Raw genomic sequence first — 25,611 nt, 5'->3', positions numbered from 1 at the left:
TGGGACAAGCGTCGATTTTTGTCCAGTGGTCCGGGCTCGGTCGTCAGCCGAACATGGAGGGCACCACGGCCTCGATCAGGTGCGGTCCGGGGGCGGCGAAGCCGGCCTGCAACGCGTCGGCGAATTCCTCGGCGGTAGTCACCCGGCGCGCTGGGACACCCATGCCTTCGGCCAGCTTGACGAAATCGATTGCGGGGCGAGTCAAGTCGAGAAGTCCGCGAGCCTTGGGCCCGGGGTTGTTTTCGACGCCCACGCGTTGCAGCTCCAGCCGCAGGATGTCGTAGGCCCCGTTGTTGTAGACGACGGTAGTGACGTCGAGATTTTCGCGGGCCTGGGTCCACAACCCGGAGAGCGTGTACATCGCTGAGCCGTCGGATTCCAGGCACAACACCGGTCGATCCGGCGCCGCGATCGCCGCACCTATCGCAGCCGGGATGCCGTAGCCGATGGCACCGCCGGTGAGGGTCAGCCAGTCGTGTGCCGGGGCACCGGCGGTGGCCTGCGCCAGCAGCAGGCCCGAGGTGTTGGATTCGTCGACGACGATCACGTTCTCGGGCATCAGCGCACCGACGACATCGGCTGCCGACGCGGCGGTCAGGGCACCGGTGGGCAGCACCGGTCGCGACGGCGCAGCCAGCGGCGCGGCGATCCCGGGCGCTACCTCCTCGGCCAGTGCGACCAACGCATCGGCGGCACCGACGCCGCCGGCGAGATGGTGGACTTCGCAGCCCTCGGGGACTAGGTTGCTGGGCTTGCCCGGATAGGCAAAAAACGACACCGGCGACTTGGCGCCGGCCAGCACAAGATGTTTGGCCCCGTCGAGCTGGGCGGCGACGGCCTCAGCGAAATAGGCGAGGCGCTCGACGACGGGCAGTCCGGCGCCGCGCTGCACCCGGGTCGGGAACGTCTCGCAGTACCAGCGCGCGCCGGTGATTGTGGCGATGCGCGCAGCGGCGGTCAGCCCGGACTCGCGGGTGGCGTCGCCGCCGACCAAGATCACCGTCGGCTCACCCGAGCGCAGCACCGTGGCGGCCCGAGCCACGTCGACAACCGGCGTCCGCCGCGCCGACACCGCCTTGGCTGTCGTCGCACCGTCGGACCACGACACGTCCGCAGGCAGGATCAGCGTCGAAATATGTTGGTTTGCTTGGCTTGTGGCGATGGCCTCGGCGGCATCGGCGGCGAGCTCACCGGTACTGCGGCTGCGGCGCACCCAGCCCGACACGCTGGCGGCCAGCGCGTCGATGTCGGATTCCAGGGGGGCGTCGTATTTCTTGTGATAGGTGGCGTGGTCGCCGACGACCACCACCATCGGCACCCGGGCGCGGCGGGCGTTGTGCAGATTGGCCAGACCGTTGGCCAGCCCCGGCCCGAGGTGCACCAGCACCGCAGCGGGCCGCCCGGCGATGCGGGCATAGCCGTCGGCCGCGCCGGTGGCCACGCCCTCGAACAGGGTCAGTACGCCGCGCATCCGCGGCACGCTGTCCAGCGCTGCGACGAAGTGCATCTCGGAGGTCCCGGGGTTGGCGAAGCACACCTCGACTCCGCCGTCGACCAGCGTGTTGATCAACGCATGTGCGCCGTTCACGTCTGCGCCTCCCGTTGGCCGAGCCCGAAGATACGTTCGGCGTTGCCGTGCAGATACGCGCTCCGGGTCTCGTCGTCGAGCCCGAGTTCGTCAAGTCCTGCCAGTGCGTGCGCGTGCGTGATCATCGGATAGTTGGTGCCGAACAATACTTTTCGTTGTCCGGTGCCGGTTTTCAGGAACCGGACAAGTTCGTCGGGGAGCCGTTTGGTGGTGTAGGCCGAGGTGTCGATGTAGACGTTTTCGTGCTTGCGGGCGACGGCGACCATCTCCTCGGTCCACGGATAGCCGACGTGCCCGCATACGATGACAAGCTCGGGAAAGTCCAGCGCCACCTGGTCGATGTAGGGAATCGGGCGGCCGGTCTCTGACGGTCGCAGCGGACCGGTGTGGCCGACCTGGGTGCAGAACGGCACCTCCAGCTGCACACATTCGGCAAACAGCGGATAGTACCGGCGATCGGTGGGCGGGGCGTTCCACAGCCACGGCACCACCCGCAATCCGACGAACCCGTCGTCACGTACGCGTCGACGCAGCTCGCGCACTGCCTCCATCGGTCGATCCAAGTCGACGGTCGCCAAACCGGCAAACCGGTTGGCGTGCAGGCGAATCCAGTCGGCGACCTCGTCGTTGCTGACGAGATCTTGGCCGTTGGGGCCGCGCCACGCACACAGCAGGCCGACATCGACGCCCGCGGCGTCCATGGACGCGAGGGTGGCCTCGATCGGGATTTCGGTGTCGGGTATCGCATCTCCGGTCCAGCGCCGCAGCGATGCGAGCATGTCGCTGCGCAGGAACCGCAAGGTCGGATGTTGCATCCACACGTCGATGGTCACGCGCCTCGACTGTAGATGGTCAGCTGTCGCGGATGCCGTCCAGGCGTCGAGTGGCAGCCTCGAAGCCGCTCACCAGGTCGGCGATGATCTCGGCGACGGGGCGGATGCGTTTGAGTTGCCCGACGATCTGACCGGCCGGCATCGCCACCACGCTGGGATCGTTGGACCGGTTGAGTCGCTGGTGGGCCTCCCCGACCAGGATGTTCTGCAGCGGCATCGGCAGTGGTTCAGGCGCGTCGGGGGCGTCCCAGGCGTCGGTCCAGCGGCTCTTGAGCAGCCGTGCCGGCTTGCCGCTGTAGATCCGGCGACGCACGGTGTCGCTCGAGCTCGCGGCCAGCAGCGCTTGCTGGACGACCGAAACTCCGGAAGCGTGGCGCGCGCCCAGGTCGTATTCGGCCGCGCCCAAAAACGCCGAGCCCATCCACACCCCGGACGCGCCCAGCGCCAAGGCCGCGGCGAGTTGACGCCCGGTGCCGATCCCACCCGCCGCCAACACCGGAACCCTGACCGCGTCACAGACCTCTGGCACCAGCACCATCGACGCGATCTCTCCGGTGTGGCCGCCGGCCTCATAGCCCTGGGCCACCACGATGTCGACACCGTTGTCGACGTGGCGACGGGCGTGCGCGGCGGTGCCAGCCAACGCCGCCACCGGCACCCCCGCCTGGTGTGCCTGCTCGATCACGTCTGTCGGCGGCGAGCCGAGGGCGTTGGCGATCAGCTTGATCGGATGGTTGAGCGCGACCTCGACGTGTGAGCGCGCCACCGAATGCAACCAGCCCAGCACTCCGGCGGAGCCTTTCTCGTCGGCGGGCAGTGGCGGAACACCCAGGGCGGCAGCCGTTTTGTCAACGAACTCCCGGTGTGCTTGCGGGATGAGCTTGTCGAGGTCGGGCGCCGCGCCCTCGGTGGGGATCTTCGCCGGCATGACGACGTCGACACCGTAGGGCTTACCGTCGGTGTTGGCGTCCATCCACTGCAACACCGGTTCCAGCTCGTCGGCATCGTTGAACCGCACACACCCCAGCACGCCGAACCCGCCGGCCCGGCTGACCGCTGCTGCGACTTTCTCCGACGGCGTGAACACGAAGATCGGGTAGTCGATCCCGAACCGGTCGCACAGCGGCGTGCGCATCAGGGTCTCACGCCCTCACGTGGTTGGCATGCACCTCGTCGGCGGGCCGCGCTTCGGTCTGCTCCTTGGCCCAACGGTAGTCCGGCTTGCCCGCGGGTGATCGCTTGACCTCGTCGACGTACCAAAGTCTGCGGGGCACTTTGTATCCGGCGATCTCGCTGCGCACGAACTGGTCGAGTTCGGCCAGGGCCGGGCGTGCTCCGGGCCGCGGTTGCACGACGGCGGCCACACACTGGCCGTAGCGCTCGTCGGGCACGCCGACCACCAGCGCGTCGAACACGTCGGGGTGACCCTTCAGCGCTGCCTCGACCTCTTCCGGGTAGATCTTCTCGCCGCCGCTGTTGATCGACTGCGAACCCCGGCCCAGCAATGTCACCGTGCCGTCTTCCTCGACCGTCGCGTAGTCACCGGGAATCGCGTAGCGCACGCCGTTGATGACCTTGAAGGTGGCCGCGGACTTTTCCGGGTCCTTGTAGTAGCCGACCGGGACGTGGCCTCGCTTGGCGATGACCCCCCGCACCCCGGAGCCAGGTTTGACCTCGTTGCCGTCCTCGTCGAGCACCACGGTCCACTTGTCGATGTTGACGCGCGGGCCGCCGGTGTGCGCCTGGCCTTTGGCGACGACGCTGGTGCCGCCGAAGCCGGTCTCCGAGGAACCGATCGAGTCGGTGATCACCCGGTTGGGCAGCAGCTCGAGCAGTTTCTCCTTGATGCTCGGCGAGAACAGCGCCGCGGTACTCGCCAGAAGATACAGCGATGACAGGTCGTAGTCGTTGTCCTTGCTCAGCGCGTCCAGGAGCGGCCTTGCCATCGCGTCGCCGGTGAAGAACAGCAGGTTCACTTTGTGTTTATGCACCGTCCGCCACACCTCGTCGGCGTCGAATTCCGGTGCCAGCACAATGGTTCCGCCGGAGAACAGCGCCATCCACGTCGCGGATTGCGTGGCGCCGTGGATCATCGGGGGAATCGGGAACCGGACCATCGGTGGCCCCGCGGCCGCTTGCTTGGCCAGGTCGTATTCGTCCTCGACGTATTCGCCTGTGGCGAAATCGGTTCCGCCCAACAGCACCCGGTAGATGTCCTCGTGGCGCCACATCACGCCCTTGGGGAAGCCGGTGGTGCCGCCGGTGTAGAGCAGGTAGATGTCGTCGGCGCTGCGCGGGCCGAAATCTCGTTCCGGCGAGCCCTGTTCGAGCGCGGTGTAGAACTCGACACCGCCGTAGCGCTGGTAGTCCTTGTCGCTGCCGTCCTCGACGACCAACACCGTCTTGACGTTTGGGGTTTCCGGCAGGACGTTTGCGACGCGGTCGGCGTACTGACGCTCGTGTACCAGCGCCACCATGTCGGAGTTGTCGAACAGGTAGCGCAGCTCGCTCTCGACATAGCGGAAGTTGACGTTGACGAGGATGGCGCCCGCCTTCACGATGCCCAGCATCGCGATCACGATCTCGTTGCGGTTGCGACAGTAGAGGCCGACCTTGTCGTCCTTCTTGACGCCCCGGTCGATCAGGTAGTGCGCGAAGCGGTTGGCCTTCTCCTCGAGCTGCGCGTAGGTCAGCTGATCGTCGCCGCAGATCAAGGCGACACGGTCAGGCACGGCGTCGATGGCGTGCTCGGCGAGATCGGCGATATTGAGGGCCACGGCCCCAAATTAGAACGTGTTACATTTCCTGACAAGTCCGGGGCCTATAAGCAGGAAGGCAGACACCCGTGAAAGAACCCGATGCCCTCGTCGAGCAGCGCGGACACACCCTGATCGTGACGCTCAATCGGCCGGCGGCCCGCAACGCGCTGAGCAGCGAAATGATGGCGATCATGGTCGAGGCGTGGGACCGTATCGACAACGATCCCGACATCCGCTGCGCGATCCTGACCGGGGCCGGCGGCTATTTCTGTTCAGGCATGGACCTGAAGGCGGCGACCGCCAAGCCACCGGGCGATTCGTTCAAGGACGGCAGCTACGACCCGTCGCGCATCGACGCACTGCTGAAGGGTCGACGGCTGACCAAGCCGCTGATCGCCGCGGTCGAGGGCCCGGCCATCGCCGGCGGCACCGAGATCCTGCAGGGCACCGACATCCGGGTCGCCGGCGAAAGCGCAAAGTTCGGTATCTCCGAGGCCAAGTGGAGCCTTTATCCCATGGGCGGCTCGGCGGTGCGGCTGGTGCGGCAGATTCCCTACACCGTGGCCTGTGATCTGCTGCTGACCGGCCGGCACATCACCGCCGCCGAGGCCAAGGAGATCGGACTCATCGGCTATGTCGTGCCCGACGGGCAGGCGCTGGCCAAGGCTTTGGAGATCGCCGACGTCATTTCGGCTAACGGGCCGCTGGCGGTGCAAGCGATCCTGCGCGCCATCCGGGAGACCGAAGGCCTGCCCGAGAACGAGGCGTTCAAGATCGACACCCAGCTGGGGATAAAGGTGTTCCTGTCCGAGGATGCCAAGGAAGGGCCGCTGGCCTTCAAGGAGAAACGGCCCCCGCAGTTCAAGGGCCGGTAACCCTTTGCGCCGAACGTGTACTGGGGGCGGGATTCGCTCCGATTTTCCGCCCTAAGTACACGTCCGATGGGCTTGTCGGTGCCGGGCGGCACACTCCCGCCATGGGGGAACCGTTTTTGGGAAGCGAAGCGATCGCTGGCGCTCAGCTGACCCGCCACGCCCTCAGAAGCAAGTACGTCGCGATTTATCCGGATGTCTACATTCCAGCCGGCACCGAGGTCACAGGCGTGCAGCGCGCACGCGCCGCCTGGCTGTGGTCTCGGCGGCGCGGCGTGATCGCCGGCCATTCGGCTTCGGCTTTGCACGGCGCCAAATGGGTCGACGCCCGCGCACCGGCCGCGCTGCTGTACGACTATCGCCGGCCGCCCAGCGGTATTCGCACCTGGTCGGATCGTGTCGATGACGACGAAATCCAACTGATCGCCGGCATGTCCGTCACGACGCCGGCACGCACCGCCCTCGATTTGGCATGTCGCAACCCGGTCGGTAAGGCCGTGGCCGCCATCGATTCCCTTGCCCGCGCAACACACCTCAAAATGGCCGACGTCGAACTACTGACCGACCGTTACAAGGGCCGACGCGGTATCCGGCGAGCCCGTATCGCACTCCCCCTCGTCGACCCCGGCGCGGAATCGCCCCGGGAGACGTGGCTGCGGCTATTGCTGATTCGCGCGGGCTTTCCTCCGCCAACGACCCAGATACCGGTGTACGACGAGTACGGCCAGCTCGTCGCCGTCATTGACATGGGCTGGGAACACATCAAAGTCGGCGTCGACTACGAGGGCGACCACCACTGGATGAACCGGCGGCGGTTCTACCACGACATCCGGCGCGCGGAAGCGGTGACGGAGTCGGGGTGGATCGACGTGCGGGTCACTGCCGAGGACACCGAAGGCGGCATCATCGGCCGAGTATCGGCGGCCTGGGATCGCCGAAAGTGAAGCTGTTGCGAGATCGTGCCCTTGGATTCAAGCGCTGATTTTTCGCAGCAGTTTCACGCTCGGCGCAGCGGCTTGGTCGGTGTGAACACCACCGGCATCGACTCCAACCCGCTGACGAAGTTCGCCGGACGTAGCGGCAGCGGATCGTCGGAGGCCAACCGCAGATCGGGTAGTCGTTCCAGCACCCGCCGCGTCATCAGCGTCAGCTCCAGGCGGGCCAGCTGGTTGCCCAGGCAGAAATGCGTGCCGAAACCGAATGCTAAGTGGCTGTTAGGGTTTCGGGTGATGTCGAAGCGTTCGGGTTCGACGAATTCCGATTCGTCGAAGTTGGCGGACTCGAAGAGCAGCATCATCTTCTCGCCCTTGTACAGCTGGGTGCCGTGGAACTCGGTGTCCGCGGTGAGGGTTCGGCACATGTTCTTCACCGGCGACGTCCAGCGCAGCATCTCCTCGATCGCCCCGGGCAGGTGCCGATCCGAATCACGCTGCAGCATCTCCCACTGGTCTCGGTTACGCAGCAGCTGCTCGGTGCCCCCGCTCAAAGTGTGCCGGGTGGTCTCGTCGCCGCCGATCAGGATCAGCAACGTTTCGGAGACGATCTCTTCATCGGTCAGCCGCTCACCGTCCACTTCGGCGTGCACCAGCACACTGGTCAAATCGTCTGTGGGCTCCTTGCGGCGCGCGGCGATGGTCTCCAGGGTGAACTCGGTGTAGGCGGCATTGGCGTCCAGCGCAGCCTGCCAATCCGCCTCGGCGATGGTCGAACTCAGCGCGCACACCAGATCGTCGGACCACTTGAGCAGCATTTGCCGTTGCTCGGGTCGCACCCCGAGCATGTCGCCGATGACCGCCATCGGCAGCGGCGCAGCGAGGTCCCTGACGAAATCGCACTCGCCGCGCTCGCACACCGCGTCGATCAAGGTGTCGACCAACTCTGCGATCGACGCCTCTCGGTCGCGGACTCGCTTGCGGGTGAAGCCTGCGTTGACGAGCTTGCGCCGCAGTAGGTGTGCCGGGTCATCCATGTCGATCATGTGCGGCAACGCGTCGACACCCGGCCGGATACCGCCGGCGTTGGAGAACAACTCCGGCTGCCGCTCGGCGTCGATCACCGCCTGGTAGGTCGACGCCGCGGCCAACCCGTTGCGGTCACGGAACACCGGCTGGTTAGCGCGCATCCACTGATACACCTCGCGGGCCCGGGGGCCGTCGGCGTAGAACCTACCGTCGGTCAGATCGATGTCTGGGATCGTGACAGTCATCAACTAACCTCCACCTATGCCTGGTTCACAACACACGATCGCCGGAACGGTGCTGACCATGCCCGTTCGGATTCGGAAGGCCGACGTGCACGCCGCGATGTTCTCGGTCGACGCCGCGGCGGCGCAAAAGCTCATCGACTACAGCGGTCTGGAAGTCTGCCAGTACCGGCCCGGACGCGCCGTGGTCAACCTCATGCTGGCCCGCTACTTCGACGGCGACCTCGGGCAGTATCACGAATTCGGCACCGCCGTCATGGTCAACCCGCCGGGTTCGCGCGCCCACGGCTGGCGGGCATTCAAAGACGCCGCCGCGTTCATTCACCATCTGCCGGTCGACCAGTCGTTCACGTTGGAGGCCGGTCGCCGCATCTGGGGCTTCCCGAAGATCATGGCGGACTTCACCGTTCGCGAACGGCGTCGCTTCGGTTTCGATGTCAGCGCCGAGGGCTTGCACATTGCGGGCATCGACTTCGGCCCGGGCTTGCCGGTCCCGTCGATGTTCACTGCGCGGCCACAAGTACTGAAGACCTACACCCACGCCGAAGGCAGCACGCGGGAAGTGCCCTGGGAGATGAAGACGGCGGGCGTGCGGGGCCGCATCGGCGGCGCGACGCTTCGTTTGGGGACGCATCAGTACGCCGACGAGCTGCGGTCGCTGGGACTGCCCAGGCGAGCGTTGGCGTCGGGATCGGTGCGCAACGTGGAGATGACGTTCGGCGACGCACGCCCGATCTGACCGGCCCACCCGGCCAATCTAGAACGCGTTCTAATTCGCTGGCAAGGCTTCGCGCAAAGCGGCCGCGGCCGAAACTAGACCAAGGTGGCTAGCTCGCGGACCTGCTCCGGGCTGCGCGCCGAGACCACCATCATGGTGACCCCGGCGGCCTCCCACACGCTGATTTGCTTACGCACGTAGTCGATGTCGCCGACGATGACGGCGTCGTCGACGAGCTCATCGGGGATGACGTTGGCGGCTTCGTCCTTGCGGTCGCTGCGGAACAGCCGAGTCACGTCGTCGACGACCTCGGCGTACCCCATCCGGCGGTAGACGTCGGCGTGGAAGTTGGTGTCCTCGGCGCCCATGCCGCCGATGTAGAGCGCCAGATACGGCTTGATGCCGGCGAACGCGGCGGCCCGGTCGTCGGTGATCACGACCTGCGCGGTCGCGCAGATCTCGAAGTCCTCGCGGCTGCGGCGCGCGCCGGGGCGCGCGAAGCCCTCGTCCAGCCATTCGTTGTACATGTCGGCCAACCGCGGCGCGTAGAAGATCGGCAGCCAGCCGTCGCAGATCTCGGCGGCCAACGCCACATTTTTCGGCCCCTCCGCACCCAGCATGATCGGCAGATCGGCCCGCAGCGGATGGGTAATGGGCTTGAGCGCCTTACCCAACCCGGTCGTGCCCTCGCCGGTCAGCGGCAGCGGGTAGTGGGGTCCGGCGCTGGTCACCGGCTTTTCCCGGGCCCACACCTGACGGATGATGTCGATGTATTCGCGGGTGCGTGCCAGCGGCTTGGGAAACGGCTGTCCATACCAGCCCTCCACGACCTGCGGACCGGACACGCCAAGCCCCAGGATGTGCCGCCCGCCGGACAGGTGATCGAGCGTCAGCGCGGCCATCGCACACGCGGTGGGGGTGCGCGCCGACAACTGCACCACCGAGGTGCCCAGCCTCACGCGTCTGGTGGACGCACCCCACCAGGCCAGCGGTGTGTAAGCATCCGAGCCCCACGCCTCGGCGGTGAACACCGCGTCGAACCCGGCATCCTCGGCCGCGGCGACCAGCTCACCGGCGTTGTCCGGCGGCTGAGCGCCCCAGTATCCCAGCTGCAACCCGAGCTTCATTAGACTGCCTTTCGACCGATTCTTGCCTCGATTGTTAGAACCTGTTCTACTCGAAGACGTGACAGCCAGCTCAACTCGCCTGACCCTGATCGATCAACCCGAGCCACCCCTTTCGGCACCGCTGACGTTGTCATTCGACTACACCCGTTCAGTCGGTCCGACGCTGGGCAAGTTTTTCACCGCCTTACGCGACCGCCGCATCGTCGGAGTGCGCGGGTCCGATGGCCGAGTGCACGTGCCGCCAGCCGAATACGACCCGGTCACCTATGAACCGCTGGGCGAGATCGTACCGGTGTCGACTGCGGGCACGGTCGAGTCCTGGTCGTGGCAGCCCGAGCCGCTGGAGGGTCAGCCCCTGGACCGCCCGTTTGCCTGGGCGCTGATCAAACTCGACGGCGCCGACACCACCCTGCTGCACGCCGTGGACGCCGGCGCCGACGGACCGAAGGCCATGCGCACCGGCATGCGGGTGCACGCCCAGTGGATCGACGAGCCGGTCGGCGCCATCACCGACATCGCGTATTTCGCGCCCGGCGAAGGCGAACCGGAAACAAGGTCTCCGCAGACCAGCGACGATCGCGACCCGGTGAGCATGCTGACCACCCCGATCCACATGGAGATCCAGCACACCGCGTCACATCCGGAGAGCGCATATCTGCGGGCGCTGCAGGAAGGAAAGCTGCTCGGAGCCCGCACCGGCGAGAACGGGAAGGTGTACTTCCCTGCCCGGGAAGCGGATCCGGCCACCGGCTTGCCGCTTGACAACTATGTCGAGGTGTCCGACACGGGCACGGTGACCACGTTCGCGATCATCAACATCCCGTTCGCCGGGCAGCGCATCAAGCCGCCCTACGTGGCGGCCTACATACTGCTCGACGGCGCCGACATCCCGTTTTTGCACCTGGTGACCGAGATCGACGCCTCGGAGGTGCGGATGGGCATGCGCGTCCAGGCGGTGTGGCGGCCCCGCGAGGAGTGGGGGCTGGGCATCGACAACATCTCGCATTTCCGGCCGACCGGCGAACCCGACGCCGACTACGACACCTACAAGCATCACCTGTAAAGGGCTGTACCACCAATGAGCGCTCGCAATGTTGCGGTCGTCGGCTTCGCCCACGCCCCGCATGTACGCCGCACCGACGGCACCACGAACGGCGTCGAGATGCTGATGCCGTGCTTCGCCAAACTCTACGACGAGCTCGGCATCACCAAGGCCGATATCGGCTTCTGGTGCTCAGGGTCCTCCGATTTCCTTGCCGGCCGGGCGTTTTCGTTCATCTCGGCGATCGACTCGATCGGCGCCGTGCCGCCGATCAACGAATCACACGTCGAGATGGACGCGGCGTGGGCGGCCTACGAAGCCTACATCAAACTGCTGACCGGAGAAGTCGACACCGCGCTGGTCTACGGGTTCGGCAAGTCCTCGGCGGGAATCCTTCGCCGAATACTGTCACGGCAAACCGACCCCTACACGGTGGCGCCGCTGTGGCCGGATTCCGTGTCGATCGCCGCGCTGCAGGCCCGCCTCGGACTCGAGGCCGAAAAGTGGAGTTTTGAACAGATGGCCCGCGTCGCCTACGACTCGTTCGCGGTGGCCCAGCGGGTGGACCGGGTGCCGCCGCCCAAGAGTCTTGAGGACCTGCTGCAGCGACCGTTTTTCGCGGACCCGCTGCGGCGCCACGACATCGCACCAATCACCGACGGCGCCGCCGCGATCGTACTCGCCGCCGACGACCGCGCTCGCGAGCTGCGCGAAAACCCTGCCTGGATCACCGGTTTCGAGCACCGCATCGAATCCCCGGTGCTGGGCGCACGCGATCTCACGGTGTCGCCGTCGACCACCGCAGCGACGAAGATCGCCACCGGCGACAAAATGCGCACCATCGACGTCGCCGAGATCCATGCCCCGTTCACCCACCAACATCTCATCCTCGCGGAGGCCATGCGGCTGCCGGCATCGGTCAAAGTGAATCCGTCAGGCGGCGCCCTGGCAGCGAACCCGATGTTCGTCGCCGGCCTTGAGCGCATCGGATTCGCCGCCCAACACATCTGGAATGGGTCGGCACGACGCGTGCTGGCACATGCCACCAGCGGGCCTGCGCTGCAACAAAATCTAGTCGCGGTTATGGAAAGGAAGAACTGATGGCGCTCCCACGACGATGCAGAGCGCGGAGCGCGATGAGCAGGAGTTGCGCCGATGACTAAGCAGCTTGCCGCAGTGCTGGGCACCGGGCAGACGAAATACGTCGCCAAGCGGCACGACGTGTCAATGAATGGCATGGTGCGCGAGGCCATCGACCGAGCACTGGCCGACTCCGGTGTCACCTTCGACGATATCGACGCCGTCGTGGTCGGTAAGGCACCCGACTTCTTCGAAGGCGTCATGATGCCGGAGTTGTTCATGGCCGACGCTGTCGGCGCTACCGGCAAGCCGTTGATCCGGGTGCACACCGCCGGTTCGGTAGGCGGGTCCACCGGAGTGGTGGCCGCCAGCCTGGTGCAGTCGGGCAAGTATCGCCGCGTGCTGGCGATAGCGTGGGAAAAACAGTCGGAATCCAACGCTATGTGGGCGCTGTCCATCCCAGTGCCGTTCACCAAGCCGGTCGGTGCCGGGGCGGGCGGCTACTTCGCCCCACATGTGCGGGCATACATCCGCCGCTCGGGCGCGCCGTCTCATATCGGCGCCATGGTCGCGGTCAAGGACCGCCTCAACGGCGCGAAGAACCCGTTGGCGCACGTCCAGCAGCCCCACATCACCCTGGAGAAAGTGCTGTCGTCCCAAATGCTTTGGGATCCAATCCGGTTCGACGAAACCTGCCCGTCTTCCGACGGGGCGTGCGCCCTGGTCATCGGTAACGAGGAGATCGCCGACCAACGTGTCGCCGACGGTCATCCGGTGGCCTGGATCCACGCCACCGCGTTGCGCACCGAGCCGCTGGCTTACGCGGGCCGCGACCAGGTCAACCCGCAGGCCGGCCGGGACTGCGCGGCCGCGCTGTGGAGCGCCGCGGGTATCACCAGCCCGATCGACGAGATCGACGCCGCCGAGATCTATGTTCCGTTTTCCTGGTTCGAGCCGATGTGGCTGGAGAACCTCGGATTCACGCCCGAGGGCGAAGGCTGGAAGCTCACCGAGGCTGGGGAAACGGCGATCGGCGGGCGGCTGCCGGTGAACCCCTCCGGCGGCGTGCTGTCGTCGAACCCGATCGGCGCCTCCGGCCTGATCCGTTTCGCTGAGGCAGCCATCCAGGTGATGGGCAAGGGTGGGGCGCACCAGGTTCCGGGTGCTCGCAAGGCGTTGGGTCATGCCTACGGCGGTGGCTCGCAGTACTTTTCGATGTGGGTGGTAGGGGCCGACAAGCCGTGAGCGGCCGCATGAAATACACGTGCAGCATCGCGATGGGTCCCATCGACGAGCTACTCGACATTGCCCGCACCGCCGAGGAAGTCGGCTTCGACTCCATCGCATTGCCCGATTCGCTGTTTTACATGGAGAAGGCCGCCGCCGACTACCCCTACACCGCGGACGGATCACGGATGTGGGACGAGAACACGCCCTGGGTGGACCCGTTGATCGCCGCCGCCGCGATGGGCGCGGTCACCTCGACGCTGCGGTTCTACACCAACGTGATGAAGCTCGGTTCCCGCAACCCGTTGCTGCTGGCACGCCAAGTCGGCTCGGTCGCCAACCTCACCAACAACAGATTCGGCTTCGGAGTCGGCATCGGTTGGGCACCCGAAGAATTCGAATGGTGCGGGCAGCCCTATGAGCGCCGCGGAGCTCGGGTCGACGAGATGATCGAGGTTATCAAGCTGGTGCTGGGCGGTGGCATGGTCGAATTCCATGGCAAATTCTACGATTTCGACCGGCTGCAGATGAGCCCTGCGCCGTCGCAGCCGGTGCCGTTTTACATCGGCGGGCATACGGAGCCGGCGCTCAAGCGGGCCGCCCGGGTCGGCGACGGCTGGACCAGCGCGATGATGACGGCCGAACAGCTCGCCAAGACCATCAGGCGGCTCAATGACTTGCGCGCCGAATACGGTCGCGCCGACCAACCGTTCGAGTTCCAGGCCGTGTGCATCGACAAGTTCGGCGTCGAGGGGCACCGCGAACTCACCGCGATCGGCGTCACCGACAACATCGTCATCCCCTGGGTTCTCGACGGCCTGGGCTTCGACGCGCCGCTGAACAAGAAACGCGACTCGCTGAAGCGCTTCGCCGACACCTACATCCACTCCGGTTGGCAGGACCGGTCATGACCGAGCATCCGGCGCACGCCGCTGGCCGCCGCTCACGAGAAGCGGTGCAGGCCAAGGACAAACAGGCCTGGCTGGAGGTGTTTGCCGACGACGCGATCGTCGAAGACCCGATCGGCCCATCGGCTTTCGACCCTGAAGGCCAGGGGCACCGGGGCAAGGAAGCGATCTCGGCGTTCTGGGACAAGGCGATCGCCCCCGCTGACAAGATCGAGTTCAACTTCCGCGACACGTTCCAGTGCGGCAACGAAGAAGCCAATGTCGGCAACATCGTCATCACCATGGGCGAACACCAGATCACCGCCGAAGGGGTTTTCACCTACAAGGTTGACGACGACGGCAAACTGGTTGCCCTGCGCGCCTACTGGGAGATGGACCGCGCCGCCGCGACCGCGCGGCCGGTCTAGACGCCGAGCAGACGCGTAGACACCCTATCTTGTGCCGAAATGGGTGCTACGCGTCTGCTCACCCACCCCTAACCCACTGTCGTTGCACTATCGATGGAGAAAACTGTAACGTGTTCTAATTAGAGGCATCGAGTGGGAGGTGACAGGTGAGTACCGACAGCGTCGGCGTCCGCGACATCGACTCCGGCACCCTGCCGACCAGGTACGCCCGCGGTTGGCACTGCCTGGGGCCAGTCGTGGAGTTCTTGGACGGCGAACCGCACGCGATCGAGGCATTCGGTACCAAGCTTGTCGTGTTCGCCGACTCGCACGGCGATCTCCACGTCCTAGACGGCTACTGCCGCCACATGGGCGGTGACCTGACCCAGGGCACCATCAAGGGCGACGAGATCGCCTGCCCGTTCCACGACTGGCGCTGGGGCGGGGACGGGCGGTGCAAGCTCGTGCCCTACGCCAAGCGCACACCCCGCATGGCCCGCACCCGCTCGTGGACCACCGATGTGCGCAGCGGCCTGTTATTTGTCTGGCACGACGTCGAGGGCAACCCGCCGCCACCCGAGGTCCGCATCCCGGAAATCCCGGAGTGGGCCAGCGACGAGTGGACCGACTGGCGCTGGAATCGCGAGCTGATCCCGTCGAATTGCCGCGACATCATCGACAACGTCGTCGATATGGCGCACTTCTTCTACATCCACTTCGGATTCCCGACCTACTTCAAGAACGTCTTCGAGGGCCACGTCGCCTCGCAGTACCTGCGCACCGTTGGCCGCCCAGACGTCGACCTAGGTGGTTCAAGCTACACCGGCGAGCAAATATTGGATTCGGAGGCTTCGTATTTCGGGCCGTCGTTCATGATCAACTGGTTGCACAACAACTACGGCGGATACAAGGCCGAGTCCATTCTGATCAACTGCCACTACCCTGTCACCCAGAACTCGTTCATGCTGCAGTGGGGCGTCATCGTGCAAAAGCCCAAGGGCATGGACGAAGAGATGACCAACAAGCTCGCCGACGCGTTCACGGTGGGAGTCAGCAAGGGGTTCTTACAGGACGTCGAGATCTGGAAGAACAAGGCGCGCATCGACAATCCCCTGCTGGTCGAGGAGGACGGCGCGGTGTATCAGTTGCGGCGCTGGTATGAGCAGTTTTATGTCGACGCTGCCGAGGTCACTCCGGAGATGACCGACCGGTTCGAGATCGAGGTCGATACCACGAAGGCCAACGAATTCTGGCACGCCGAGGTGGAGGAGAACCTGCGTCGGCGGGCCGAACAAGAGGCGGAAGGACAAGCCACCCAGCAGTCACGATGAGTCCGCACAACGATCCCTGCGTCCCCGACGTCGACCGGCTGGCTCGATCGATGCTGGCAGTGCACGGGGCCCACGACGACGAACGGCCGCGCCGGCCGGGAGGGCGCGGCTCGACGACACCCGCCCCTGTTTCGGATCCGCAGCGCGCCGCCGCGCTGCGTGAAGCCACCCAGCGTGACAGGGAGCGATACCTCAGCTGGGGTCTACAACCGGTTGACTGCCGCTTCTGCCACGTCTCCGTGCTGGTCAGAAAGCTCGGACCCGGACATACCTCGGTGCAATGGAGTTCGGAGGCCGCTCAGCGTTGTGCCTACTTCGCGACAGTGCGGGAAGCCGGTGGCGACACCGCACGCATTCCCACCTGCCCGAAGCTGGCCGACAGCATCGATCACGCGATCGCCGAGGGCATTTTGGAGCCGGTGCCGTCGACGCCGCCTCCGGGCGACGGCTGATCGTTGCGAAATAGGGCGCTTTTGCGTCTGCGCGGGGGGAAGGTGCCGTCAGAGCCCGGCGAACCGCTCCTTGACCGACTCGGCCGTCAACCCGTAATCGGCTAGCGAATACCTGTGTTTGGGGGCCCGGGGGCCGGTTTGGCTTTCGGCGTGGGCCTTTTCCATTGCCGCCAGCGCTTCGTCGGTGAGTGTCAGTCCGAAGTGACGATAGATCGCCTTTACGGTGCCGATCGGGTCAGCGACGAAATCGGCGTAGTCGACGTCGTAGAACTGAGCCGGATTGTATTTGGCCCGTGCGGCGTTAAAACGTTCCAGCCCGCGCGACCAGGTTTCCATTGCGTCGTAGCCAATCTGCGCGCCCACGAAGGTATTCGACCAGCCCTCGGTGGTGTGCTGCGCCAACGAGCACATCGAGGCCATGATCGTCTCGACCGGCCGATGCGTCTGTATCACCAGCGCGTCGGGGTAGGTCGCCATGAGCGCGTCGAGAGCGAACAAATGGCTGGGGTTTTTCAACACCCACCGCTTGTCGGCGTCGTTGAGCCCGATCAGCTGAAGGTTTTTGCGGTGCCGCCGATATGCCGGCGTCCAGTCCTGCTCTGCCAGCCACTGCGCATAGCTGGGCAGGTGGGCCAGCGTTTCGTACGACACCGAATGAAACGACTGTCGCAGCAGCTGCCAGCATTCCTCGAGCTCGGCAGCGGCCATGAAGTGCAGCCCGGTGTAGCCGGGGTTCTCCTCGTGGTGGCGGGTGTACTGGGCGTCGAGCTCGCGATACACCGGATTTGATTCCCAGGTCTCGCGGGGCGGGCGGGGCTGCGGGTACTCGGCGAGCCACATCTGCAAGCCCTGATGGGCAGGGTCGGCGCCCAGCAGCCGGTGCAGCGCCGTGGTCCCGGTGCGCACCAAGCCGGTGACGAAGATCGGCCGCTCGATGACGACGTCGGCGTGCTCGGGGTACTGCTTCCAGGCCGCCTCGGACAACAATCGCGCCACCAGCGCACCCCGCAGGAAGAACCGGTTCATCTTGCTGCCCAACGGCGTCAGGTCCGCCTCGCGTCGGTAAGAGTCGAGCAAGACGGTTAGCGCTTCACGGTAGTTGTCCTCGTCGCTGCCGAAATCGTCCAGCCCGGTAACTTTGGTGGCCGACTCGTGCAAGTCCTCGACGGTGCCGACGTCGGTGCGCCCGGTCATGCTTTGTACTCCCCGCAGTTGACGTCGAGGGTCTGCCCGGTGATACCGCTGGCCAGGTCGCTCGCCAAAAATATGATGGCCGAGGCGACTTCGTCCTCGGTAGGCAGCCTCTTGAGGTCGGAATTAGCCGCGGTGGCGCTGTAGATCTCCTCCACTGTCGTGCCGTACTTGCCCGCCTGGTGCTCGAAGTAGCTCTTCAGCGTCTTTCCCCAGATATAGCCCGGTGCAACAGAATTGACGCGAATGCCTTGCTCGCCCAGTTCACTGGCCAGCGACTGCGACATGGCCAGCAACGCCGACTTGGCCATCTTGTAGGCGCCATACTTCGGTTGAGAGTGCCGGATCACCATGGAGTTGACGTTGACGATCGAGCCTTTGGACTCTGCCAGCGCAGGCGTAAAGCCCTGGCTGAGCCGCAGCGCGCCCAGCACCGTGAGTTCGATCGCGTCACGGATGTGCTGAAAAGACGTTCTCGCTAGCGGTTTCATCGACGGCACCCGGAACGCGTTGTTGATCAGCACGTCGACCTTGCCGTAGGCCGCCATAGTGGAGTCGATGAGGTTGGCCACCTGCTCGTCGTCGGTGATGTCGGTGGCGACCGCTACCGCACGACGCCCAGTGTCGGTGATCTGCTTGGCGACGTCGTCCAGGCGCTCGGCAGTGCGGGCTGCCAACACCAGATCTGCGCCGTCGCGCGCACATCGGCGAGCCAGCGTGCTGCCCAGCGCGGGCCCTACACCGCTGATCACCACTACCTTGCCGTCTAGCAATCCGGCCATTAGCTACCCCAGCATCCTGCTCGCAATTTGGCGCTGGCGAAGGGCTATTCGTGCACGCCAGTCATCCTGGGAGATTTTGTTGTACTCGTAATACGGCAACGCGGACGGAACCGCTTCGAAGTCAACGATTTCGACGGTGGGCCCGTCAGCCTCGGTGAGGGCGCGTGACACCCGTTGCCACCGGAACTGCAGAAAGCCGCGCCGATGCCCGAGCGTCTCCACCCAATTGGTAACGCCCGGATTCTGATCGGCGACCACGATCCGGATCTTGTCGTCCGGATCAGCTTGGGCCTGAGTGGCATTCAGCGACGTCTGGTGGTTGATGTAATCCAGCGAGATGTACCACATGCTGCCCAGCTGGAAGCCCAGATAGGGAGCGTCGCTGACCGGCACCGTAATGATCAGCGCCTGATCGGCCGACAACTCGAAATGCCCGGCCGAGGAGTACTGGGTGGCCAGCCCGCCCGGCGTCAGACGGGGCGCCACCATGGTATTGACCGGGATGTTGAGATAAAACCACTGCGGGAACTGCAGCCATGTCTTCACCCGCTGAACCAATTGCCTTCCCGCCGTGGCGTAACGCTTTTCGATTGTTGCGCGGGTCAGTGGCGGCGGTGCGGTGCCGGCAGTGTCAAGCCGCGAGATCGCCAGCGTCCCACGCTGCTGGGACCAATCGCCGTACACCTCGCGGATCACCAGTTGCCCAGGACTGGTTGGGCGCAGCCGCCACTCGAAGCTGCCGTCCTCGGCGATGTCGAGTTCGCGGTCGTCGAACGCCACCTGGCTGGCCGGCACGTTGTCGTCGGTATATTCGCCGCCGAGCAGCTGGAAGCTCAGATCGGTGGTGGTGCCGCGCCGGCCGGTGACGACATAGTCGTGGTCGGGAAGCACACGGGTGCCGAAGTAGAGGGTGTCCGGGTTGTCCAGGCCCATCTTGGTGAACGGCCCGGTGCCCGACAACAGGAACGGGTGGTCGCGCTCGTAGTTGAACGCCATGTGCGTGCAGGCTTCGATGCAGCCGGCCAGGTATTGCAATCCTTCGAGCAGGTCGGCTTCGGTCTCGATGTGTGCAGCAGCGGCGACAAGTTTCTCGGCCTCGGCGATCGCAGAGGCTAGCGGCTCAGAAAAGGACGCAGCAGACACGCCTAGACGCTAGAACGTGTTCTATTTTTCGTCAATGGGCGAAGATTCCAGGGTGTCGGCCACAGCGCTTACCGACGAGACCGACTCACTACGGTACGCACTGCTGCGACAGGTCGATCAGATGCTGCCGCACATCTGGGTGCCGGTTGAGGTAGTCGATGACGCTACCGTTACCGCCCTCCGCCTGAGCCCTGGCTTGCAGCTGCTGGTGGAGGTCCGGGTGCTTTTGCAGGTACTGGTCGATCGAGTCACCGACGGTCTGGTTGCATGGCGGATCTGCGGTGGCTGTGCTGGCCAGGGGTAGCGCGATCACCGTCGCGGCAGTCGCAGTGAGTAGCCCGCCGGCAAGCCGGCCATACAGCCCGCAACGAGGAGCGCCGACCGTCTTGGATGTGCTCATGCGGACCAGGCTACCCGCGTGGCCTGTGCGCGCCTCTAGCTCAGGAACGGCAGGGCTGCGCGTGGTGTCAGTGGCTGACGACCTGTCCCTGCTCCTGCTCGCGCTTGATTTCCAGGGCGATGTCGATCAGCTGGTCTTCCTGCCCGCCGATGAGTTTGCGTTGACCAGCCCGGTACAGCAGCGCCGACGCGGGCACGCCGTAGCGTTCGGCCTGCCGGACCGCGTGTTTGAGGAAGCTGGAGTAGACCCCCGCGTAGCCCATGATCAGCGCGTTGCGGTCGAGCAGGCATTCGGCCGGCATGGCCGGGCGCACCACGTCTTCAGCGGCGTCGGCGATGTCGAAGAAGTCGATGCCCGTCTTGACGCCAATCTTGTCGAACACCCCGATCAGCGCCTCGACCGGAGCGTTGCCGGCGCCCGCGCCGAAGCGCCGGCAGGACCCGTCGATCTGCTTGGCGCCTGCTCGCACCGCCTCCACCGAATTGGCCACCCCCAAACCGAGGTTCTCGTGGCCGTGAAAACCGACCTGGGCGTCGTCGCCAAGCTCGGCGACCAGCGCCGCGACCCGGTCGCGCACGCCCTCGAGCACCAGCGCGCCGGCGGAGTCGACGACGTAGACGCACTGGCAGCCCGCGTCGGCCATGATGCGGGCCTGCTTGGCCAGTTTCTCCGGCGGAATCGTGTGGGCCATCATCAAAAACCCGACCGTCTCCAGCCCCAGCTCCCGGGCCAGCCCGAAGTGCTGGATCGATACGTCGGCCTCGGTGCAGTGGGTGGCGATCCGGCAGATCGACCCGCCGTTGTCCTGGGCTTCTTTGATGTCGTCTTTGGTGCCCACCCCAGGCAGCATCAAAAACGCGATTCTGGCCTCTTTCGCGGTGTCGGCGGCCAGCTTGATCAGCTCCTGCTCGGGAACCTTGGAGAACCCGTAGTTGAACGACGACCCACCCAAGCCGTCACCGTGGGTCACCTCGATCACCGGAACCCCGGCCGCGTCCAGCGCCGCCACGATGGCGTGCACCTCGTCTTTGCTGAACTGGTGGCGTTTATGGTGCGACCCGTCCCGCAGCGAGGTGTCGGTGATCCGCACGTCCCAGATGCTGTCACTCATTGCGCCGCCTCCTCCTCATCGCTGCGCTCTGCATCGTCGGCGCCGGTCATCGCGTGCCTCCCGCAACGCTGAGCGTCTCCTTGGCGATCTCCTCGCCGACCTTGGTCGCCGCCGCGGTCATGATGTCCAGGTTGCCCGCATACGGCGGCAGGTAATCCCCGGCGCCCTCGACCTCGATGAAGGTCGTGACCACCGCCCGGCCACCCGAATTCAACGACGGCTCGTCGAACTGCGGCTCGTTGAGCAACCGGTATCCCGGCACGTAGGTCTGCACCTCTTCGACGACGTCGTGGATGGATTTGGCGATCGCGTCGCGGTCGGCGTCCTCGGGGATGGCGCAAAAGATCGTGTCACGCATGATCATCGGCGGCTCAGCCGGATTCAAGATGATGATCGCCTTGCCGCGCTGCGCGCCGCCGATGGTCTCCACACCGCGGGCGGTGGTGTTGGTGAACTCGTCGATGTTGGCCCGGGTGCCCGGCCCAGCCGACACCGAGGCAACCGAGGCGACGATCTCGGCGTAGGGCACGTCGACCACCCGCGACACCGCGTACACGATCGGGATCGTGGCCTGCCCACCGCAGGTGATCATGTTGACGTTGGGGGCATCGAGGTGCTCGCGCAGGTTCGCCGGCGGAACCACCGCGGGGCCGACCGCGGCGGGCGTCAGATCGATGGCCCGGATCCCGGCCTCGGCGTATTTCGGCGCCGCCGCCTTGTGCACGTAGGCGCTGGTGGCCTCGAACAACAGGTCCGGTTTGTCGGGCTGGGCCAACAGCCAGTCCACGCCCTCGGCGGTGGTTTCCAGCCCCAGCTTGCGAGCCCGCGCCAGGCCCTCGCTGTCCGGGTCGATGCCCACCATCCAGCGCGGCTCCAGCCACTCCGAGCGCAGCAGCTTGTAAAGCAGGTCGGTGCTGATGTTGCCCGACCCGACGATGGCGACTGAAGCTTTGGACGGCATGAACGCTCCTCTGATTCGAAAGCCCTATTCGAAAGACAACCGCACCGACCCCAGGCCGTCGAACTCCGCGACGAACGTATCGCCGGGCCGGGCGTCGACGGCTCGGGTGCACGAGCCCGGCAACACGATGTCACCTTCTCGCAGCCGCACACCAAAACTTTCCACCTTGCGGGCCAGCCAGGCCACCGCGGTGACCGGATTACCCAACACGGCATCACTGCGGCCCTTGGCCACCACCTCACCGTTGCGCGCCAACACCGCCTCGATCCCGGTGACGTCGACCTCGGCCGGCGAAACCCGGGCCTCGCCGAGCACAAACCCCGCCGAGGACGCGTTGTCGGCGATGGTGTCGCACAACGCGATGTTCCAGTCGGTGATCCGGGTGTCGATCAACTCGATCGCGGGGACCAACGCCGCCGTCGCACCCAGCACGTCGTCCTCGCTGCACTGCGCGCCCGGCAGATCAGCGGCCAAAATGAAACCGACCTCGACCTCCACCCGCGGATACAGGTACTTCGCCGCCCGCACCGGGATGTGCTCGAACACCTGCATCTCGTCGAGCAAATGCCCGTAGTCGGGCTCGTCGACCCCCATCATCTGCTGCATCGCCACCGACGACAACCCCACCTTGTGGCCCACCACCCGGGCACCCGCGGCCACCCGCCGGCGGATATTGATCAACTGGATTTCGTATGCGTCGACGGGGTCGATCTGCGGGTGGGCCGACGTCAACGGGGCGATCGGCTCCCGGCTGCGCTCCGCCCTTGCCAGATCGGCGGCGAGCGCTTCCCGGATGGCGGTTGAAAGCATGAACCGAAGTCCCCTCGTGGCTGTGACCGGGGCAGTAGCGACAGCCCCTGGCAATTCTATAACGTGTTCTACATGACAGCTCAGGAGTTCGACGTCGTCGTGGTCGGCAGTGGCGGCGCCGGCATGGTCGCCGCCCTTGCCGCCGCCCACCGGGGCCTCTCGACAATAGTCATCGAAAAGGCCCCGCACTACGGCGGGTCGACCGCCCGATCCGGTGGCGGCGTGTGGATCCCCAACAACGAGGTCCTCAAGCGCGACGGGGTCCGCGATACACCCGAAGCTGCCCGTCGCTATCTGCACGGAATCATCGGAGACGTCGTCGAACCGCAGCGCATCGACACTTACCTGCAACGCGGCCCCGAGATGCTGTCGTTCGTGCTGAAGCACACACCGCTGAAGATGTGCTGGGTGCCCGGCTACTCCGACTACTACCCCGAGGCCGACGGCGGCCGCCCCGGTGGCCGCTCGATCGAGCCGAAACCGTTCGACGCCAACAAACTTGGCGCTGATTTGCCCGGCCTGGAGCCGCCGTACAGCAAGGTACCGATGAATGTTGTCGTGATGCAGCAGGATTACGTGCGGCTCAACCTGCTCAAGCGCCACCCGAAGGGTTTTCTGCGCAGCATACGAGTGGCTGCTCGCACCTTCTGGGCCAAGGCGACCGGCAAGAACCTCGTCGGGATGGGCCGCGCGTTGATTGCGCCGCTTCGGATCGGGTTGCGGGAGGCCGGTGTACCCGTGCTGCTCAACACCGCCCTGACCGATCTCTACGTCGAAAACGGCGCGGTGCGTGGCGTATACGTGCGCGATACCAGTGGGACGGAATCGGCGGAGCCACGGCTGATCAAGGCCAGGCGTGGCGTCATCTTGGCCTGCGGCGGATTCGAACGCAACGAGCAGATGCGGGTCAAATACCAGCGTGCCCCGATCAACGCCGACTGGACGGTGGGCGCGGCCGCCAATACCGGCGATGGGATTGTGGCTGCTGAAAAGCTCGGCGCTGCTTTGGATTTGATGGAGGATGCATGGTGGGGTCCGACGATCCCGCTGCCGAACGGGCCGTGGTTCGCGCTGTCCGAACGCAACGCGCCCGGCTCGATCATCGTCAACGCCGCCGGCCAACGCTTTATGAACGAGGCGCTGCCGTATGTCGAGGCCACCCACCGGATGTACGGCGGAAAATGGGGCCAGGGGCCGGGACCAGGTGAGAACATTCCGGCGTGGATGATCATGGACCAGCAGTGCCGCGACCGGTATTTGTTCGCCGGCCTGCAAGGCGGGCAACGCATCCCACGCAAATGGCTGGAATCCGGAGTCGTGGTGATGGCCGACACCATCACAGAGCTGGCCAAGAAGATCGGCGTGGACGTCGACGGGCTGGTGCGCACCGTGGAACGGTTCAACGGGTTCGCCCGCGCGGGCGTCGACGAGGACTTCCACCGGGGGGAAAGCGCCTACGACCGCTACTACAGCGATCCGACCAACAAGCCCAACCCGAGCCTGGGCGAGCTGAAACATCCCCCTACTATGCGGTCAAAATGGTGCCCGGTGATCTGGGCACCAAGGGCGGCATCCGCACCGACGTCCACGGTCGCGCACTGCGCGACGACGGCACCGTCATCGAAGGGCTCTACGCCGCGGGCAACGTCAGCGCCCCGGTAATGGGACACACCTACCCCGGTCCGGGTGGAACCATCGGACCGGCAATGACATTCGGCTACCTGGCGGCATTGCACATCGCTGAAGCAGTACGGGAGGCGCCTACAGATGCCAATTGATCCAAGCGTTGCACTTGGCGCCGAATTCGGAGCCGTCGAATTCTCCTGGACAGCAACAGATGTGCAGCTCTATAACCTGGCCCTGGGCGCAGGAGCAGATCCCCTCAGCCCGCGTGAGCTCAGCTACGTGCGCGACCATACCCCCCAGGTGCTACCGACATTCGGGTGTGTCGCGGCGTCGTTTCACGAGGTGGAGCCGCCGAAAGTGAGCTGGCCGGGGGTGGACATCGACTTGGCCAAGATCCTGCACGCCTCCGAAGAGGTCAGGGTGCCCGCGCCGCTGCCGCCGTCCGGAAGTGCCCGTGCCATAAGCCGGATCTCCGAGGTATGGGACAAGGGCAAGGCCGCGGTGGTGGTCCTCGAGACATCGGTGACCGCGTCGGACGGAGCACCGTTGTGGACGCAGCGGCGCTCGATTTTCGCCCGCGGCGAGGGCGGGTTCGGCGGCGAGCGTGGGCCCTCAGGCGGCGGGTCGTCGGCCGCCGCACCGGAGCGGGCACCGGACGTCGAGGTCGACATCCCGGTGCTGCCGCAGCAGGCGTTGCTGTACCGGCTCTGCGGCGACCGCAATCCGCTGCATTCGGATCCCGAATTTGCTGCCGCTGCGGGCTTTCCGCGACCGATCCTGCACGGGTTGTGTACCTACGGCATGACGTGCAAGACGATGGTCGACGCGATGCTGGACGGGGATGCCGGCGCGGTTGCCTCCTTCGGCGCACGATTCTCCGGTGTGGCATTTCCCGGCGAGACGCTCAAGGCCGGCATCTGGAAAGCCGACGGCCGGCTGCTGGCCAGTGTGGTGGCGCCCGCCCGCGACAACGCGGTGGTGCTCAGCGGAGTGGAGTTGGTGCCCGCGTAGATTCCTCGCGGCCCCGAATGCGACTCCGGCCGTAGGAACATCCGGCTAGA

Annotated in this window: 24 protein-coding genes and 1 pseudogene; 12 read left to right on the top strand and 13 right to left on the bottom strand. The window is 65.6% G+C overall.

Annotated features, from left to right (window positions below):
• Positions 1-43: 43 nt before the first annotated feature.
• From MYXE_RS03020 to MYXE_RS03005, 4 genes are read right to left on the bottom strand one after another with little or no spacing between them, the layout of a single operon-like run.
• Positions 44-1,588: an acetolactate synthase large subunit gene (locus tag MYXE_RS03020; protein ID WP_085194813.1), complete on the bottom strand. Its 1,545-nt coding sequence runs from the start codon at positions 1,586-1,588 to the stop codon at positions 44-46.
• On the bottom strand, positions 1,585-2,421 hold the full coding sequence (locus MYXE_RS03015) for an amidohydrolase family protein (protein WP_003923154.1): 837 nt from the start codon (positions 2,419-2,421) through the stop codon (positions 1,585-1,587). Before MYXE_RS03015 ends, MYXE_RS03020 begins: the two co-directional genes overlap by 4 nt.
• Positions 2,422-2,440: 19 nt before the next feature.
• A complete protein-coding gene (locus MYXE_RS03010; RefSeq protein WP_085194815.1) occupies positions 2,441-3,556 on the bottom strand; it encodes an NAD(P)H-dependent flavin oxidoreductase in 1,116 nt (371 codons plus the stop codon).
• 7 nt (positions 3,557-3,563) lie between these two features.
• Entirely contained in the window at positions 3,564-5,198 is a 1,635-nt protein-coding gene (locus MYXE_RS03005; RefSeq protein WP_085194817.1) for an acyl-CoA synthetase, read from the bottom strand.
• Between the two features lie 68 nt (positions 5,199-5,266).
• Between MYXE_RS03005 and MYXE_RS03000 the strand changes: the two genes are divergently transcribed.
• Together MYXE_RS03000 and MYXE_RS02995 are read left to right on the top strand one after the other, a co-directional pair.
• Positions 5,267-6,055 (top strand): crotonase/enoyl-CoA hydratase family protein, encoded by a 789-nt coding sequence (locus MYXE_RS03000; protein WP_085194819.1) that lies wholly within the window; start codon positions 5,267-5,269, stop codon positions 6,053-6,055.
• 101 nt (positions 6,056-6,156) lie between these two features.
• The gene (locus MYXE_RS02995) at positions 6,157-6,996 is read left to right on the top strand and encodes a hypothetical protein (protein WP_085194821.1); all 840 of its coding nucleotides are present in this window, start codon (positions 6,157-6,159) and stop codon (positions 6,994-6,996) included.
• Positions 6,997-7,049: 53 nt separating this feature from the next.
• Here the strand turns inward: MYXE_RS02995 and MYXE_RS02990 are convergent, their stop codons facing one another.
• On the bottom strand, positions 7,050-8,258 hold the full coding sequence (locus tag MYXE_RS02990; RefSeq protein ID WP_003923150.1) for a cytochrome P450: 1,209 nt from the start codon (positions 8,256-8,258) through the stop codon (positions 7,050-7,052).
• A gap of 16 nt (positions 8,259-8,274) precedes the next feature.
• On the opposite strand from MYXE_RS02990, the gene MYXE_RS02985 reads away from it, so the two are divergent.
• Complete coding sequence (locus tag MYXE_RS02985) at positions 8,275-8,994, top strand: acetoacetate decarboxylase family protein (protein ID WP_003923149.1); 720 nt, start codon at positions 8,275-8,277, stop codon at positions 8,992-8,994.
• 74 nt (positions 8,995-9,068) lie between these two features.
• Here MYXE_RS02985 and MYXE_RS02980 read toward each other — a convergent pair whose 3' ends face one another.
• Positions 9,069-10,100, bottom strand: coding sequence for an LLM class F420-dependent oxidoreductase (locus MYXE_RS02980; protein ID WP_003923148.1), 1,032 nt, complete (start codon positions 10,098-10,100; stop codon positions 9,069-9,071).
• A gap of 58 nt (positions 10,101-10,158) precedes the next feature.
• Between MYXE_RS02980 and MYXE_RS02975 the strand changes: the two genes are divergently transcribed.
• The 7 genes from MYXE_RS02975 (at position 10,159) to MYXE_RS02945 (ending at position 16,526) form a co-directional block, all read left to right on the top strand.
• The gene (locus MYXE_RS02975; protein ID WP_085194823.1) at positions 10,159-11,163 is read left to right on the top strand and encodes a Zn-ribbon domain-containing OB-fold protein; all 1,005 of its coding nucleotides are present in this window, start codon (positions 10,159-10,161) and stop codon (positions 11,161-11,163) included.
• A 15-nt stretch (positions 11,164-11,178) separates the two neighbouring features.
• On the top strand, positions 11,179-12,243 hold the full coding sequence (locus MYXE_RS02970) for a thiolase domain-containing protein (RefSeq protein WP_085194825.1): 1,065 nt from the start codon (positions 11,179-11,181) through the stop codon (positions 12,241-12,243).
• A 54-nt stretch (positions 12,244-12,297) separates the two neighbouring features.
• Entirely contained in the window at positions 12,298-13,467 is a 1,170-nt protein-coding gene (locus tag MYXE_RS02965; RefSeq protein ID WP_085194827.1) for a thiolase domain-containing protein, read from the top strand.
• Positions 13,468-13,475: 8 nt separating this feature from the next.
• Positions 13,476-14,360 carry a TIGR03619 family F420-dependent LLM class oxidoreductase gene (locus tag MYXE_RS02960; RefSeq protein WP_085194883.1) on the top strand — a complete coding sequence of 295 codons (885 nt, stop codon included), beginning with the start codon at positions 13,476-13,478 and terminating at the stop codon, positions 14,358-14,360.
• The gene (locus tag MYXE_RS02955) at positions 14,357-14,764 is read left to right on the top strand and encodes a nuclear transport factor 2 family protein (RefSeq protein ID WP_085194829.1); all 408 of its coding nucleotides are present in this window, start codon (positions 14,357-14,359) and stop codon (positions 14,762-14,764) included. The genes MYXE_RS02960 and MYXE_RS02955 overlap by 4 nt, the downstream gene beginning before the upstream one ends.
• A 146-nt stretch (positions 14,765-14,910) precedes the next feature.
• Positions 14,911-16,074, top strand: coding sequence for a Rieske 2Fe-2S domain-containing protein (locus MYXE_RS02950; RefSeq protein WP_003923142.1), 1,164 nt, complete (start codon positions 14,911-14,913; stop codon positions 16,072-16,074).
• Positions 16,071-16,526 carry a hypothetical protein gene (locus MYXE_RS02945; RefSeq protein WP_085194831.1) on the top strand — a complete coding sequence of 152 codons (456 nt, stop codon included), beginning with the start codon at positions 16,071-16,073 and terminating at the stop codon, positions 16,524-16,526. Before MYXE_RS02950 ends, MYXE_RS02945 begins: the two co-directional genes overlap by 4 nt.
• Before the next feature lie 48 nt (positions 16,527-16,574).
• Here MYXE_RS02945 and MYXE_RS02940 read toward each other — a convergent pair whose 3' ends face one another.
• The 7 genes from MYXE_RS02940 to MYXE_RS02910 all read right to left on the bottom strand — a co-directional run bounded on the left by MYXE_RS02940 (position 16,575) and on the right by MYXE_RS02910 (position 22,924).
• Positions 16,575-17,720 carry a sulfotransferase family protein gene (locus MYXE_RS02940; protein WP_003923140.1) on the bottom strand — a complete coding sequence of 382 codons (1,146 nt, stop codon included), beginning with the start codon at positions 17,718-17,720 and terminating at the stop codon, positions 16,575-16,577.
• Positions 17,717-18,499, bottom strand: a complete 783-nt coding sequence (locus MYXE_RS02935) for an SDR family oxidoreductase (RefSeq protein WP_085194833.1) — start codon at positions 18,497-18,499, stop codon at positions 17,717-17,719. Before MYXE_RS02935 ends, MYXE_RS02940 begins: the two co-directional genes overlap by 4 nt.
• 3 nt (positions 18,500-18,502) lie before the next feature.
• On the bottom strand, positions 18,503-19,642 hold the full coding sequence (locus MYXE_RS02930) for a hypothetical protein (RefSeq protein WP_085194835.1): 1,140 nt from the start codon (positions 19,640-19,642) through the stop codon (positions 18,503-18,505).
• A gap of 88 nt (positions 19,643-19,730) precedes the next feature.
• Positions 19,731-20,042, bottom strand: coding sequence for a hypothetical protein (locus MYXE_RS02925; RefSeq protein ID WP_085194837.1), 312 nt, complete (start codon positions 20,040-20,042; stop codon positions 19,731-19,733).
• Between the two features lie 67 nt (positions 20,043-20,109).
• A complete protein-coding gene (gene dmpG, locus MYXE_RS02920) occupies positions 20,110-21,153 on the bottom strand; it encodes a 4-hydroxy-2-oxovalerate aldolase (protein WP_003923136.1) in 1,044 nt (347 codons plus the stop codon).
• A 46-nt stretch (positions 21,154-21,199) separates the two neighbouring features.
• Entirely contained in the window at positions 21,200-22,114 is a 915-nt protein-coding gene (locus tag MYXE_RS02915) for an acetaldehyde dehydrogenase (acetylating) (protein ID WP_003923135.1), read from the bottom strand.
• A gap of 24 nt (positions 22,115-22,138) precedes the next feature.
• Positions 22,139-22,924, bottom strand: coding sequence for a 2-keto-4-pentenoate hydratase (locus MYXE_RS02910; RefSeq protein WP_003923134.1), 786 nt, complete (start codon positions 22,922-22,924; stop codon positions 22,139-22,141).
• A 72-nt stretch (positions 22,925-22,996) separates the two neighbouring features.
• On the opposite strand from MYXE_RS02910, the pseudogene kstD reads away from it, so the two are divergent.
• Positions 22,997-24,702, top strand: a pseudogene (gene kstD / locus MYXE_RS02905) (3-oxosteroid 1-dehydrogenase).
• Positions 24,692-25,561 carry a MaoC/PaaZ C-terminal domain-containing protein gene (locus tag MYXE_RS02900; RefSeq protein WP_085194841.1) on the top strand — a complete coding sequence of 290 codons (870 nt, stop codon included), beginning with the start codon at positions 24,692-24,694 and terminating at the stop codon, positions 25,559-25,561. The pseudogene kstD and the gene MYXE_RS02900 overlap by 11 nt, the downstream one beginning before the upstream one ends.
• Positions 25,562-25,611 lie beyond the last annotated feature (50 nt).

The organism is Mycobacterium xenopi (assembly GCF_009936235.1).
GTDB lineage: Bacteria > Actinomycetota > Actinomycetes > Mycobacteriales > Mycobacteriaceae > Mycobacterium > Mycobacterium xenopi.
Note: the sequence above shows the minus strand (reverse complement) of the source record. Positions and strands in the feature narration are given on the sequence as shown.